Source organism: Bacillus sp. T2.9-1 (assembly GCF_950097965.1).
GTDB lineage: Bacteria > Bacillota > Bacilli > Bacillales > Cytobacillaceae > Niallia > Niallia hominis.
This window is the reverse complement of the sequence record NZ_CATNHG010000079.1, coordinates 1-14,412: the sequence shown is the minus strand read 5'-3', so window position 1 is coordinate 14,412 and position 14,412 is coordinate 1. Positions and strand designations below refer to the sequence as shown.

At 35.8% G+C, this 14,412-nt stretch carries 12 protein-coding genes; 3 read left to right on the top strand and 9 right to left on the bottom strand.

The window, feature by feature from the left end; all coding sequences use genetic code 11:
- Positions 1–41 precede the first annotated feature (41 nt).
- From murQ to QQZ16_RS08145, 5 genes are all read right to left on the bottom strand, one after another.
- Entirely contained in the window at positions 42–947 is a 906-nt protein-coding gene (murQ, locus tag QQZ16_RS08165) for an N-acetylmuramic acid 6-phosphate etherase (protein WP_031536831.1), read from the bottom strand.
- A complete protein-coding gene (locus QQZ16_RS08160) occupies positions 944–1,669 on the bottom strand; it encodes a GntR family transcriptional regulator (RefSeq protein ID WP_031536830.1) in 726 nt (241 codons plus the stop codon). Before QQZ16_RS08160 ends, murQ begins: the two co-directional genes overlap by 4 nt.
- The gene (gene nagB, locus QQZ16_RS08155) at positions 1,666–2,418 is read right to left on the bottom strand and encodes a glucosamine-6-phosphate deaminase (RefSeq protein ID WP_284561265.1); all 753 of its coding nucleotides are present in this window, start codon (positions 2,416–2,418) and stop codon (positions 1,666–1,668) included. Before nagB ends, QQZ16_RS08160 begins: the two co-directional genes overlap by 4 nt.
- Complete coding sequence (nagA, locus tag QQZ16_RS08150) at positions 2,415–3,623, bottom strand: N-acetylglucosamine-6-phosphate deacetylase (protein WP_284561264.1); 1,209 nt, start codon at positions 3,621–3,623, stop codon at positions 2,415–2,417. The genes nagB and nagA overlap by 4 nt, the downstream gene beginning before the upstream one ends.
- A gap of 336 nt (positions 3,624–3,959) precedes the next feature.
- Entirely contained in the window at positions 3,960–4,940 is a 981-nt protein-coding gene (locus QQZ16_RS08145; RefSeq protein WP_284561263.1) for a LacI family DNA-binding transcriptional regulator, read from the bottom strand.
- A gap of 277 nt (positions 4,941–5,217) precedes the next feature.
- Here QQZ16_RS08145 and QQZ16_RS08140 point away from each other — a divergent pair, with 277 nt between their 5' ends.
- Entirely contained in the window at positions 5,218–6,765 is a 1,548-nt protein-coding gene (locus QQZ16_RS08140) for a glycosyltransferase family 2 protein (protein ID WP_065429043.1), read from the top strand.
- A 111-nt stretch (positions 6,766–6,876) separates the two neighbouring features.
- On the opposite strand, the gene galT is transcribed toward QQZ16_RS08140, so the two are convergent.
- The 3 genes from galT to QQZ16_RS08125 are packed head-to-tail and all read right to left on the bottom strand — an operon-like array spanning position 6,877 to position 10,637.
- Positions 6,877–8,406 carry a UDP-glucose--hexose-1-phosphate uridylyltransferase gene (galT, locus tag QQZ16_RS08135; RefSeq protein ID WP_284561262.1) on the bottom strand — a complete coding sequence of 510 codons (1,530 nt, stop codon included), beginning with the start codon at positions 8,404–8,406 and terminating at the stop codon, positions 6,877–6,879.
- A gap of 34 nt (positions 8,407–8,440) precedes the next feature.
- Positions 8,441–9,433, bottom strand: coding sequence for a UDP-glucose 4-epimerase GalE (galE, locus tag QQZ16_RS08130; RefSeq protein ID WP_284561261.1), 993 nt, complete (start codon positions 9,431–9,433; stop codon positions 8,441–8,443).
- Between the two features lie 28 nt (positions 9,434–9,461).
- Complete coding sequence (locus tag QQZ16_RS08125) at positions 9,462–10,637, bottom strand: galactokinase (RefSeq protein WP_284561260.1); 1,176 nt, start codon at positions 10,635–10,637, stop codon at positions 9,462–9,464.
- A 248-nt stretch (positions 10,638–10,885) separates the two neighbouring features.
- On the opposite strand from QQZ16_RS08125, the gene QQZ16_RS08120 reads away from it, so the two are divergent.
- Entirely contained in the window at positions 10,886–11,755 is an 870-nt protein-coding gene (locus tag QQZ16_RS08120; RefSeq protein WP_031536821.1) for an AraC family transcriptional regulator, read from the top strand.
- 3 nt (positions 11,756–11,758) lie between these two features.
- Here the strand turns inward: QQZ16_RS08120 and QQZ16_RS08115 are convergent, their stop codons facing one another.
- Positions 11,759–12,010 carry a hypothetical protein gene (locus QQZ16_RS08115; protein ID WP_031536820.1) on the bottom strand — a complete coding sequence of 84 codons (252 nt, stop codon included), beginning with the start codon at positions 12,008–12,010 and terminating at the stop codon, positions 11,759–11,761.
- A gap of 274 nt (positions 12,011–12,284) precedes the next feature.
- Here QQZ16_RS08115 and gntK point away from each other — a divergent pair, with 274 nt between their 5' ends.
- Positions 12,285–13,829: a gluconokinase gene (gntK, locus tag QQZ16_RS08110; protein WP_235251796.1), complete on the top strand. Its 1,545-nt coding sequence runs from the start codon at positions 12,285–12,287 to the stop codon at positions 13,827–13,829.
- Positions 13,830–14,412 lie beyond the last annotated feature (583 nt).

The window sequence follows — 14,412 nt, the reverse complement described above, 5'->3', positions numbered from 1 at the left end:
ACTGTCTCTTTTTAGGCATCCCTCCTTTAAATAGTCATTCTCTAATTTTTTTGATAATACAATTGAATAGCATGCTTAATATGCCCGTCAGCTTCACCAAGATAATGAAGCGAATCCTCCTTTGTTCCACCTGTTAAAACACGAAAAATCGATACTTTCAAATTATGATCATTCTCTTTTAGTATTCTTGCAGCATCTGCCTCACTAAGATCTGTCGCATTCATCAATGTTTGTACAGCCCGATATACAAGCTTATTATTAATGAGCTTCATATCTACCATTTCATTGCGGTATACCTTCCCTACTCTCACCATTGATGCGGTTGATAGCATATTCAACACCATTTTTTGAGCTGTTCCCGCTTTTAAACGTGTCGATCCTCTAATAACTTCTGGACCTGTTATTGCTTCAATTCCATAATCACAAATAGAGGAGAGCATTGTACTTTCATTATTGCTTATCCCGATTGTCAATCCATTTCTTTCATTTCCATAATGAATGGCTGCAAGGACAAACGGGGTGGACCCACTAGCGGTCACACCAATTAATACATCTCTCGCTGAAAAATTATAATCTTCTAAGGTTGATTGTATAAGCTGTTCGTCATCTTCTGTCTCTTCTAAAGAGGTCCACATCGCCTCATAACCACCTGCTAAGATTCCTATCCAGCGATCCTCTTCAATCGAAAAAGTAGGAACAAGCTCAACAGCGTCTACTACTCCTAACCTTCCGCTAGTACCTGCACCAATCACAAAAATTCTCCCGCCAAGCTTCCATCGGTCTACAATTCCATCAACAGCTAAGGCAATCATTGGCAATGCTTCTTTTACCGCATTTGTAATTCCGCCATCTTCTTGGTTCATAAACTGAACAATTTCAAAAGAACTCCATTCATCTAATAACAGGCTTTTTTCATTACTGGTTTCTGTCGTTCTATGCTTCTTCATGATTGGGACCTCTTCATATCAATCACAAATTTATAACGATCGCCACGATAAATAGATTTAACATATTCAAAAGGCGTACCATTTTCCAAATAACTATATCGTTCCATCAATAATGCAGGTGCTCCTTCTTTAATCCCAAGAGGTATACTTTCATTTTTTTGAGACAAGGTTGACTCTATTGTCTGGGTGGCATGACTAATCTTTAATTGTAAAGTCTTTTCCACATACTCATAAATAGAACCATGCAAAGTTTCTTCCTGAAGCTCTTTAATCAAAGCTGTCGGAATATACGAGGTTTCAAGTGCCATAGGAATTTCATCTGCTATTCGCAAGCGACTAAACTCATAGACCATCTCTTCCTCTTCTATCCTTAATTTAGAAGCAACCCCTCTTGGACAAGGTATCGTCTTAAAATCTAAAATTTTTGTTTTCGGAGTTAGTCCTCTTGAACGCATATCTTCTGAAAAACTTGTCAGCCCAGAAAGCTCCTGTTCTACTTTAGGAGTAGCAACAAAAGTTCCTTTTCCTCTTTGACGAACAAGAACACCTTCTGCTACTAAATTATTTATTGCTTGACGTACCGTCATCCTGCTGATCCCGTACTTTTCGGAAAATTCCCGTTCTGAACTAATCGGATCCCCTGGTGTTAATTCTTTAATGATTTCTTTTATTTCCATCTCTAATTGATAATAAATGGGGATATGCGAATCTTTTATGATCAACTAAACACACTCCCTTTTTTTTCTTTTAAAATCGAAAGTGCTTCCTGATCAGCAATTACCGTAACATCCGGATGTTTTTTCAAAATAGATGCAGGTAGATTCTCGTTCACATCTGTTTGGAATAACTGATTTAAAATTGGAGCTTTTTTCACTCCGGAAACAAGTAACACGATTTGTCGACTTTTCATGATGGTGGATATCCCCATAGAGATGGCATGTGTTGGCACGTCTTCCATTTTAGTAAAATAGCGTGCATTTGCTTTTCTTGTAGAGTCAGCTAGTTTTACAATACCTGTAGTAGAAGAAAAAGAAGTCCCCGGCTCATTAAAACCGATATGCCCATTTTCTCCAATTCCTAAAATTTGCATATCTATTCCACCTACTGTTTCAATAAGCTTTTCATAATTTCTACCTGCCTCTTCATCGTGAACACTTTTGGCAGATGGCAAGTATGTTTGATTTTCTGGAATATTAATATGGTTAAATAATTGCTCTTTCATAAAATAGCTATAGCTTTGTGGATTGTCCTTTTCCAACCCAATATATTCATCTAAATTGAGTGTAATTACTTGCTCATAGGAAGTTTTATTTTGGGTGAAATCCTTCATTAAATATTGATACATACCTACCGGAGTACCACCAGTTGCAAGTCCTAAAACACTATTTGTCTTCGTTTGGACTTGCTCAATAATTATTTCCGCAGCTAATTTGCTCATTTCATCATAATTTTGTACTTCAATTAGTTTCATGCTGTTACTCCTCCATTTGAATAAACGATTTGTCCATTGCAAATTGTTAATGCAACTTGATTATTTTCATCTAATACGACTAAATCTGCATCCTTGCCTTTTGCAATACTTCCTTTTCTATCTAAAATTCCTATTTGCTTAGCTGGATTATAAGAAGCCATCTTTACTACATCCTGCAATGTACATCCTGTAAAATTCATCATATTATTGATAGCATCATTCATTTTTAGGGTACTTCCAGCAAGGGCACCATTTTCCAATAAAGCCTTCCCATCCTTCACAATTACCTTTTGTCCGCCTAATGAGGAAATACCATCGTCAAGCCATTTGGCACGCATACTATCTGTAATTAGAATGATATGATCAACACCCTTTTGGAAAAAAGCAAGCTTAACGATTTCTGGATGAATATGTACACCATCAACAATCATTTCTGCCACTAACTCTGAATGAAGCAAAGCTGCACCTGCAACTCCAGGATCACGATGATGGACGCCTCTCATGCCATTAAAAAGATGTGTAACATGATTAACTCCCGCTTGAATGCTTGATAGTACTTGATCGTAAACAGCATCTGAATGCCCCATTGATGGGACAATATTTTCACCCTTTAAATAGCGAACAAGTTCGAAGTTTTCATCTTCCTCAGGTGCCATTGTAACAAGCTTGATGTGATTTTGGGCTAGTCTTTGCCATTTTTTAAAAAGGGCTACATCAGGCTTTTTAACAGACTGGATTGGCTGCGCCCCTACTCTTTTTTCTGAGATAAACGGACCTTCCAAATGAATTCCGATTATTTCTGCTTTTCCAGTTTGATTAGCAGATCCGAGATACTGAGCAATAGTAGACAGCGCCTTTTCGATACTTTCTGCATCTTGCGTCATTGTCGTTGCTAAAAAGCTTGTTGTCCCTTCCTTTGGTAAAGTATCGGCCATTCTTTCTAAGGCATTCCATGACCCATCCATCGCATCTGCATCATTTGCTCCATGGATATGGATATCAATGAATCCTGGAATTAAATTCATCCCCATAGGGAAATCTATTATTCGCATATTACTCCAGTCTTCTTCATGAAAGGATTCCATTAAGCCTATCGTATCGATTTTTCCACCCTTTATTACCATATACCCTTTTGGAAAAATGCCTGATTCTGTGTAAATGCATAAGTTTTTTAAAACTAATTCCTGTTGTTCATCTGTTATCATGATTTCATTAATCCCTTCTAAAATTGATTTATCAACTATATATCTAGATGTCTAGACCAGTTATTCCGTTCCTTTATCATTATCACATATACTACTAAAAGTATGCCTAGAAAACTCTAAACTTGTCAGGAAATTTAACAAACTTTTTTTATTTTTAATAAACACACTGATCAGTAATCGCTTTCATAATGAATTATAATTTATTTCTTTTTCCCGAGTCAACCTTCATTTGTTCTTAAAAGGATAACCGCCGAAGCATAATGTTGCAAACTTCAGCTGTTATCACCTATTTTATCATTATTATATTCATACAGCTTACCTGAACGATAGGCATTCCTAAACCTGCCTTACACTTTCCCTATAAATGATTTCAAAACCAGATACTGTTTTCAATGGGGTATCCTCTCCTCTTATTAGACTAAGCATCTTCCTAGCGGCAAGGTTTCCAGCATCTTCATAAAAAAACTTAGCAGTGGTTAAGCCAGGATGAATCATTTCTGTCATTTCGTATCCTCCAAAACCAGTAATGGATAGATCATTCGGAATAGAAATCCCCATCGAATAAACCGCTTTCATTGCACCGATTGCAAGATTATCTGTAGCACAAACAATGATACTAGGACAGAATGTATTCATTATGTCATAAACAACGGAAGACGCTTCTACATTATTTCTATTTATTTCAAAAAATCTTACATCTATATCTGCTATATCCTCCAAACTTTTTTTAAAACCTTCTTTTCGATCAATTCCTACCGCAACATTTTTTTCATTGACTCCAAGAAATGCAATTCTTTTATGTCCCTGAGATAGAATATATTTCCCTACTTCATAGGCTGCTTCATAATCATTATGAATTAAACTATGAATCTCCTTATGCTGTTGACCGACAATTAGCACAGGAATATCTACTTCCTTTATTTTCGATAAGTGACGGTCCGTTATTTCCGTCGCTAATAAAATAATCCCTGCAACCTTTTGCCTTACTAATGAGTGAATATTTTCAATTTCTCGTTCTAAATCTAGATTGGAATGAGAAATAAGCATTTGATAATTCATGGTCTTTAATTCTTCATCTATTCCAATTAAGGTGCGCGAAGAAGCATATGAATCTAATCTAGGAACAATAGTCCCAATAATATTTGGTTTCTTTGCCTTTAAGCTTTGAGCAAATGCATTAGGCGAATAGCCCGTTTCTTTAATAATATGCTGTATTTTCCGTTTTGTTGCTTCACTTACAGAACCATCATTTAAATAACGAGATACCGTACTTTTCGCTACACCTGCAAGTCTTGCAATATCCCCAATTGTTGTCACCAATAAACCTCCTTATCTCTTACAAACCTTATTAATTAATCCCCTTACTTTTCCAATTAATACTATAGAAAGCCCTTTCATTTTATTACACTTATGTACTTGATTACATCTAGCTAGTTTCACTTTGGTCCCTTTTCTTTTCTACCTTTATTATACAGGATAATAATACAAACGTATTAACTATTTTTTCTATTTAGACGTATACTCTCCTGCTTGTTGATTCATAATGATTGCTAGTAGGAGTTTCTTTTAGGTTAATATGAAGGTAGGGAAACCAATGAAAAAGATATCATCTCTTCACAAAAATAAATATAACTTTGATTTATATCAAAGTGAAAACTATTTAAATCAGCCCCTTATCTCTGTCATTACACCCGTATATAATAATGAAAAAACAATCAAGCATACAATTGAATCTGTTTTAAATCAATCTATTATGCCGCAGATTGAATATATAATTGTTGACGATGGCTCTAAAGATCAGACTCGTTCTATCTTAAAAACGTTCGTTAAAGAACATCCCAATATTAAACTCGCCTTTCTTGCAAAAAACAGCGGTACCCCTGCTTATCCTAGAAATTTGGGAATCGAACTTTCAACTGCCCCCTATCTAACTTTTTTAGATGCGGATGATTGGTTTGAAAAAACTGGCTTAGAAAAGCTTTATAGTGTATTAAATGAAACAGATGATGACTATGTAGTGGGAAAAACAATTAGAGTTACTTCCAATAAAAGTGCCATTGTAGCAGAACATGAATCTTGGAAAGAAAGGAGAAGTATTCCCCCAACGAGTATCCCACATATTTTTCATCATTTAGGACCGAGAGCAAGATTAATGAAAGCCAGTATTGTTAAAGATAATCAAATTAAATTCCCTGAGATGAAATATGCGGAGGACAAGCAATTTTTCATGGAATTACTAACGAATTGCAAGAAAATCTCGACCACGAAAGCGATTATTTATTATTTAAATCGTTTAGATGAAAATAATGAGTCTTTGACTAAGCAAACAAATGTTTTAAATAAAATGCATTGTAATAGAAAAGTCATTCACTATTTTAAAAAGAAGGAGATGGATGCAGAATTAAAGAAAATGATTTTTAATCGACTTTATGAATTTGATTGCTTTAATGGTTTTATGAATCGATATCATACGCTAGGAAACGAGAACACTCAAACATTTAAGGGAAAAATAGATGAATTTTTAAAAAGAAAAGCATATATAGCAACCATGAAAAAAATATTACGTACGACTTCTTCCTTTGATTATGAAATCAGCGATCATTTTCATCATCCTTATAATGTTGTTTGTTATCAATTATTTCAGCAAAAGCGCTATAAAGATATTGAAACATTATTTAAATGGATGAACCAAGAAAAAAACAAAAAACATATTGTAAAAAAAGGTACAGCTTATTGGGCAACCCCTTTAAGTCAGCCCTATAACTATATTAAAGTTCCCATGTATGCAGAATTAGTAAATTGTGAATATACGAATGGTTTCTTCCGGTTCGATATTGGTATAGCCGGCGATTACCCGGAAGACATGGAACAGATACTTTTCCGTGACCGAAATAATATGCATAGACAGTATTTCTTTCAGATTGAACCATATGAAGGAGCTTTAAAAAGAATTATGATACCTGAAGCATTCTTTGCTTCTTTTGGGAAATCGGTCTATACCATTTATTTATCGTATCGAGATTATCATAAAGTACAGTTGCATATTCCCAATCCAAAACTTAGGCTAAAAAAACGCCAAACAGATAAGCATCATTTTTACAAAACGATTCATAATCATTTGGCGTTAAAGGTTCTTGGATAGACAAAATTAGTTTGATCCTAGTCGTCCACTCGCTTTCCATCAGGCGAGCGGGCGACTATCCAAAATTCTAATTTCCTTCTATAAAAACGGGAAGGAAATAGTCCATTATTTTCACTTTGTTTTTTGCAATGTTGCTACAAATCGTTGAAATGCTTTCTTTCCTTTGTCATCTCTTTTAAATACACCTGCATGATGCAAAATGGTCTCAAACACTATCCCTATTTCTTTTTGTAAGATGGAGTGTACATTTTTTCTTGTCATTTGCGGATTTTTTTCTTTAACAACCTTTGCCCAATTTAGATGTTTTATAATAGCAGGCTCGTCTTTGATGTTCACTTCGAAATCTGCTTGTAAAATTTTGTCTGCAAGCATGCTCATCTCTTCTTTTAAGCGACCTGGCAAGACTGCTAAGCCCATCACTTCAATGAGACCGATATTTTCCTGTTTAATTGCATGGACTTCCTCATGTGGATGAAAGATGCCATGTGGATGCTCTTCACATGTGCGGTTATTGCGGAGCACTAAGTCTATTTCAAAGAATCCATTTCGCATTCTAGCAATCGGTGTAATCGTGTTATGGCGAGTATCTGCTGTGTATGCAATAATATCTACCGTTTCATCACTATAACCCATCCATTGTTTTAATATATAATCAGATGCCTCTACTAATTCTTGTCTATCTGTTCCTTGTAATCGAAGAACAGACATCGGCCATTTGACAATACCTGCTTGAATAGAAGGAAACCGGTCCATTGTAAACGCTGTTTCTACTTCCGCCTTTGCCATCGGAAATTCATGAAATCCTCCTTGAAAATGCTCATGGGTCAAAATCGATCCTCCAACAATTGGTAGGTCTGCATTGGAACCTATAAAATAATGAGGGTATTGTTTGACAAAGCCTAGTAATCTAGCAAATGTATGTTTAGAAATTGTCATTGGTTCATGCTTCTCGGAAAAACATATAGCATGTTCCTTGTAATACACATATGGCGAAAACTGCAGAAACCACTGTTCCTCTTCTAACGTTACAGGTATAATGCGATGATTTTGTCTTGCAGGATGATTTACTCTTCCCGCATAACCAGCATTTTCTTTACATAGCAAACATTTTGGATAGGAGCCTTGCTTTACTTTTTTGGCAGCTGCAATATCTTTCGGATCTTTCTCTGGTTTTGATAAATTAATCGTAATCTCTAAATCCCCATAACCCGTTTGTGCCAGCCATTCTTCATTTTTGGCAATTCGATCGGTTCGGATATAATCCACCTTTTTCGAAAAATCATAAAACCAGCTCGTTGCTTGCTCTGCTCCCTTTTCTTTATATAGCCTTTCAAATCTATTATTTATTTCAGATGGCAATGGAACAAAGCAGCCCATTAATTTTGTATCCAATAAATCGCGGTAGGTAATCGTCGACTCTAGTAAGCGATTATTGTCTGCTGCCCAATCTATTATATTATCTAAAATAATTCGCAAATCTGTATCTGCTACTTCATTTTTTTCAGATGGAACAAAATCATCCAATTCTAGTATTTCGAGTAATTTATTTCGTACTACATCTATATCCCATTTATTTAATAACCCTGATTTTAGTCCATAATGAAGCAATTGTTCTACATGATGATAAATAGTTGTTGTCATCTACTATTGCTCCTTTCTTCTTAGTCATTCCCCATTATCTATCTTGATAGCCTTCTGGATTTTCCTGGAACCATCTCCATGCACTACCAATCATTTTTTCTAAAGAAGTATACTGTGGATTCCAGCCTAATTCTTCTTTTGCCTTTTCTGAAGAAGCAACTAATCGGGCAGGATCTCCTGCTCTTCTAGGTGCAAGCACAGTTGGGATAGGATGGCCGGTTACCTTTCTTGCTGCTTCCATTACCTCTTTCACAGTAAATCCAGTTCCGCTACCTAAATTGTATATCCCACTTGTCCCCTCTTTTTCCAATTTATCCAAAGCAAGTATATGAGCATTCGCTAAATCAGTGACATGAATATAATCTCTTATACATGTTCCGTCATGCGTATCATAATCATCTCCAAAGATGCTAATTGCTTCTCTACTTCCTAATGCCACTTGTAAAATAATCGGAATCAGATGTGTTTCAGGAAAATGATCTTCTCCTAATTTACCATCCATATGTGCTCCTGCAACATTAAAGTATCTTAGAGCAACAAAATGAATCCCATACGCCTCTTCCGTCCACTTTAACATTTTCTCAATCGCAAGCTTTGTCTCACCATATGGATTCGTCGGTGTAGTAGGATCACTTTCTTGTATCGGAAAATTCTTCGCTTCCCCATAAGTTGCAGCAGTTGACGAGAATACAATTTTTTTCACACCATTTGACTGCATTGCCTTTAAAAGCGACATCGCACCATATACATTATTGTCATAGTACTTCAATGGATTGTTTACACTTTCTCCTACTAAGGAGTCGGCAGCAAAATGGACAACCGCATCAATCGAATGTTTCTTAAACACAGCATCTAGGAATTGTGCATCTCGCAAATCACCAATATAAAGTGCTGCATTTTCTAATACGGCTGCTTTATGTCCTGTTTGGAGATTATCGACAACAACTACTTCTTCCCCTCTGTCTAATAGTTCAGACACCATATGACTTCCAATATACCCAGCACCACCACATACTAGAATTGCCATTTCTTACTCCTCCTCTTATTATTAGCTTCTACACTTCCACCATTTCTTTTGCACCATCGCCAACTTGAACAACATAAAAGTCTGCCTTTAATCCTGTCTGCTCTTCATATTTCGCCCCTACCGTTTCGATGAAGGCATCAATATATTTGTTGTTCACAATGCTGATTGTACAACCACCAAAGCCTGCACCTGTCATACGAGAACCTATGACACCTTCTTGTTCCCATGCTGCCTCCACTAAAGCATCCAATTCTTTCCCAGTAACTTCATAATCATCCCTTAAGGAGACATGGGATGCGTTCATCAATTGTCCAAATCCCGCAATATCGCCTTCTTGTAGTTTCTTTACCGCCATAATAGTTCTGGCATTTTCATATACAGCATGCTTTGCTCTTAATCGATCAATATCTTGCTTAATGAAATGAGCATTTGCATCAAATTCCTCCTTAGTTAACTCTCCAAGCGAACGAATATCTAGCTCTTCCTGCAAGTCTTTTAGTGCTCTCTCACATTCCCCTCGTCTCTCATTATATTTAGAATCAGCAAGCCCCCTGCGCTTATTGGTATTTGCAATAATTAGTGACGCATCTTCTAAATCGAGTGGACTGTAGGTATAATCAAGCGTATCGCAATCTAGTAAAATAGCATGTTTTTCTTTTCCCATTCCAATTGCGAACTGATCCATGATGCCACAGCTTACACCAATAAACTCGTTCTCTGCCTGCTGACACATTTTCACTAGCGAAATTCGATCAATCGCAAAAGAGTAGATCTCATTTATCATGATAGCTGTTACTACTTCAATAGAAGCAGAGGACGATAGGCCTGCACCATTTGGTATTGCTCCTTCATATAAAACATCAAATCCAGAATCTAGTTTATATCCATGTTGTGCAAGTATTGCAATAACTCCTTTTGGGTAATTCGCCCAATCATCTCCTTGATCGTAGACTAGATTATCTAAGGATATCTTTATCACACCTAAATTGGAAAAATTGGTAGAATAGAATTGAATCATTCTATCATATCTTTTTCGAACAATTGCTGTTGTTCCAATGGATAAGGCACAAGGAAAGACATGCCCTCCATTATAATCTGTATGTTCTCCTATTAAATTCACACGTCCTGGTGCAAAAAAAGTACGTATTCTTGTTTCCCCTTCGTTAAAAATATCAGTAAAAGTTGTATATAGGTTATTTGCCATTTGTGTCTCTCCTTTATATATGAACGATTATTTTCCCTCTCGTTATCAATAATTTATTGAACCGTTTACATTTTTATTTTATGCTTCAAACCGTTCTCTCTCAATGGTAAAATAAGAAAGGGAAAAGGGTAATATTTTGCTATTCAGCAGAAAAATTTCTGATAAAATTAATATTAGCTCAAATTACCATTCATCTATACAGGCAAGTATCTACCTATGTTATCTCGACTTAGAAAGGGGCTTTCTCATTGCCTAAAAAAGATAATAATGTATTTGCATACAGATTTACGGAAAAAATTACAAAAGAGGTTGCCCAAATTTGGTCGATTGGATGGGAAAATCAAACATCTTATCTTTATAATTGGAAAGGAAAAAAGCGTAAAGAGGATAGCATGTATATTTTCCAATATACTATTTCTGGAATGGGAGCAATTGAAGTTGGAGGAAAAGATCATCGATTAACCGCTGGAAAAGCATTTCTGATTGATATTTCAGAGGAATACAGATATTATCTACCACAAAATAGCGAGCAATGGGAATTCATTTTTATTACTTTATATGGGGAATCGGTAAAAAAATGCTGGCATTCCTTCACAGAGAATAATCAATTCATTATCCAATTAGCTTCTGATTCTAGACCCATACAGCAGCTTCTTCACATTTATCAATTAGCAAATGAGAAGAATATAACGAATGCGTACCAAGCATCTAGTCTTGCTTATTCCTTTATAATGGAAGTGTATCAATACAAGAAGAATATGGGAGACATTCCATTGCCTGAAAGTATATTAAATGCAACATTATTTGCGCAAAATCACTATGATAAACCAATTGGTCCTGATGATATGGCTGAGGCAGCCAAACTTTCCCGCTTCCATTTTACCCGTTTATTTAAAAAAGTGCTTGGGATTACACCTATCCAATACTTAACAAATATCCGGATAATAAAAGGGGCAGAGCTATTATATCAAACCAAATATTCCATTGAGGATATTTCCGTTCAGGTAGGCTTTGCAAATGCAAACTATTTTACGAAGGTGTTTCGAAAATCAACGGGCATGACACCTGGAGAATTTCGAAAGAAGAATATTCGTCCAAGCGAAGATATTCTTCTTTAATACTTATTTTTCATCAAACATTTCCAGGCTGAACATTCCTTTTTCATAAATGAAGTTCAGTTTCTTCCCTGGTGTTAGCATATTTTCCAGAATATCTTTTGAAGCTTGGAGAGCAATAGACATTCGATTAAACTGTTCTTGCTCCTCTTCTTGCAATGTATCCGAATTTTGACATAAAATTGCTTCCAGTTGGTTTTGATAATGGAGTATTTGATTATAAATAGTCTCATACATCGTTTCCATTTCGTTATTCATTCAAACAGCTCCTTACACTTAGGATGGTTTCATCTTAGCATATTTTTGCTTTGTTTTTACACTATTTAGAGCAAAAATGTATAGCTAACCCTTATATATAGACAATCAAATTCAACCAGCCTCTAAAGGAAAGCAAATTAATTTAAAATAATACATGAAAACAGTTTCAAAATTAATATATATCCTTTAAAATATAGATAAAGAATTTTTTTTCTATATAAAATGTTTTCTATGAAATATTTTTTACATTTTTCCATATAAAGGAGTTTTTATAATGAGTTCAACATCCCTATATTTAGGTGTAGACATTGGCACAACAAGTACAAAATCTGTTCTATTTGCTGAAGCTGGCAAAGTCTTAAGCATGCATCATGTAGAATATCCACTACACAGCCCTGCACCTGCAATTGCCGAACAGGATCCTGAACAAATTTTTCAGGCTGTATTAGAAACAATGAACACAGCTATTCAAAAAGCCAAAGTGGATGCAAAGAACCTAAAATTAGTTTCCTTCAGCTCTGCCATGCATAGCGTTATTGCATTAGGCGAAAATGGAAAACCATTAACACGTTGTATTACGTGGGCAGATAGTCGTGCTTCTACTTGGGCGAAAAAAATCAATGAGGAGCATAATGGCTTAGACATATATCGCAGAACGGGAACACCAATTCACCCTATGTCTCCTTTAGCCAAATTAACATGGCTAAGAAATGATCAACCAGACATTTTTACAAAAGCAACTAAATTTATTGGCATAAAGGAATATATATTCTATCGCTTATTTGATGAGTTTGTTATCGATTATTCTATTGCTTCTGCGACTGGAATGTTTAATCTTGAACAGTTAAATTGGGATCAGGAAGCTTTAGAAGTTGCTGGTGTAACTCCTGAGCAGTTGGCGAAGCCAGTTCCTACTACTCATTATTTAACAGGGCTTAAGGATAAATATGCTAAAGAGATTGGAATTCCTGCAGAAACTCCATTTGTTGTTGGGGCAAGTGATGGTGTTCTTTCTAATCTGGGAGTAAATGCTATTGACCCTGGTGTAGTTGCAGTGACAATCGGTACAAGCGGAGCGATTCGGACTGTAACCGATAAACCAGTCACAGATCCTAAAGGAAGAATCTTTTGCTATTGCTTAACAGAAGATCACTGGGTAGTTGGCGGACCTGTTAATAATGGTGGAATGACTTTCCGTTGGGTTCGTGATGAATTAGCCTCTTCGGAAGTTGAAACGGCAAAAAGACTTGGAATTGATCCATACGAAGTTTTAACAAAGATTGCTTCCCGGGTCACACCTGGTGCGGATGGTTTATTATTCCATCCATATCTAGCTGGAGAAAGAGCGCCTTTATGGAATTCCAATGCAAGAGGATCTTTCTTTGGACTCGGATTACATCATAAAAAAGAACATATGGTAAGAGCTGTATTAGAGGGAGTTATCTTAAATCTTTATACGGTTATGCTTGCCCTTCAAGAAGTTATTGGAGCACCAAAGCAAATTCAAGCAACAGGTGGATTTGCCCGTTCCGAACTATGGAGACAAATGATGGCAGATATTTTTGATCAAGAAGTAGTCGTTCCAGAAAGCTTTGAAAGCTCTTGTCTTGGTGCTATCGTTTTAGGCATGTATGCATTAGGGGAAATTGACGACTTTTCCATTATGAAACAATTAGTCGGTAGTACACATTCCCATCAGCCAATTCAAGAAAATGTTGACATTTATCAAGATTTAACAGCTATTTATATCCGTATATCTCGAGCATTAGAGCAAGAATATGATGCAATCGCATCGTTTCAAAATAAATGGGTGAAATAACCTTTGAAAAAGATGTCTACAGTTAGTAAGTAGCTAAAGGAACTGGGAGAAAAGATTACATTGTAGTCTTTTCTCTTACAATATTATTTGTACACCAAATGACATGGCAAAACGCTCGGACCTCCAATCATTTTGCCGTTTTTTTACATGCTACTCACCTAAAAAAAGGCACAATATCCTTATGAGGTTCCATGTGCTAGTTCGTTTATGTGTCTTTCTCTTCTACTCCCATATTTTATTCATTAATAATACGGGTATAATTCAATCTATTGTTGAAAATTAAAGATCTTCAATTAATAGTTTCATTGCTAATCCACTAAACTCCGATAGTTATGAGTCCCTTCTTTTTAATTGAACTACCCGTCAACTTCTAGATTAATCCTTCTTAAACTTAATTACGATCACTAGTGTTGCATTAATTTAATTTCACTATTAAAAATACTCGAAATGTTCACTTTTATTATTTTATGCATAGAAAAAGTCCTTTATAATGGATAAGTCAGGTGGTAACCCGTCCAAATCCACTAAAAAAGGACCAATCTCATGGACAAGATTACACGAAAAACTTCATTTGGACAATGGT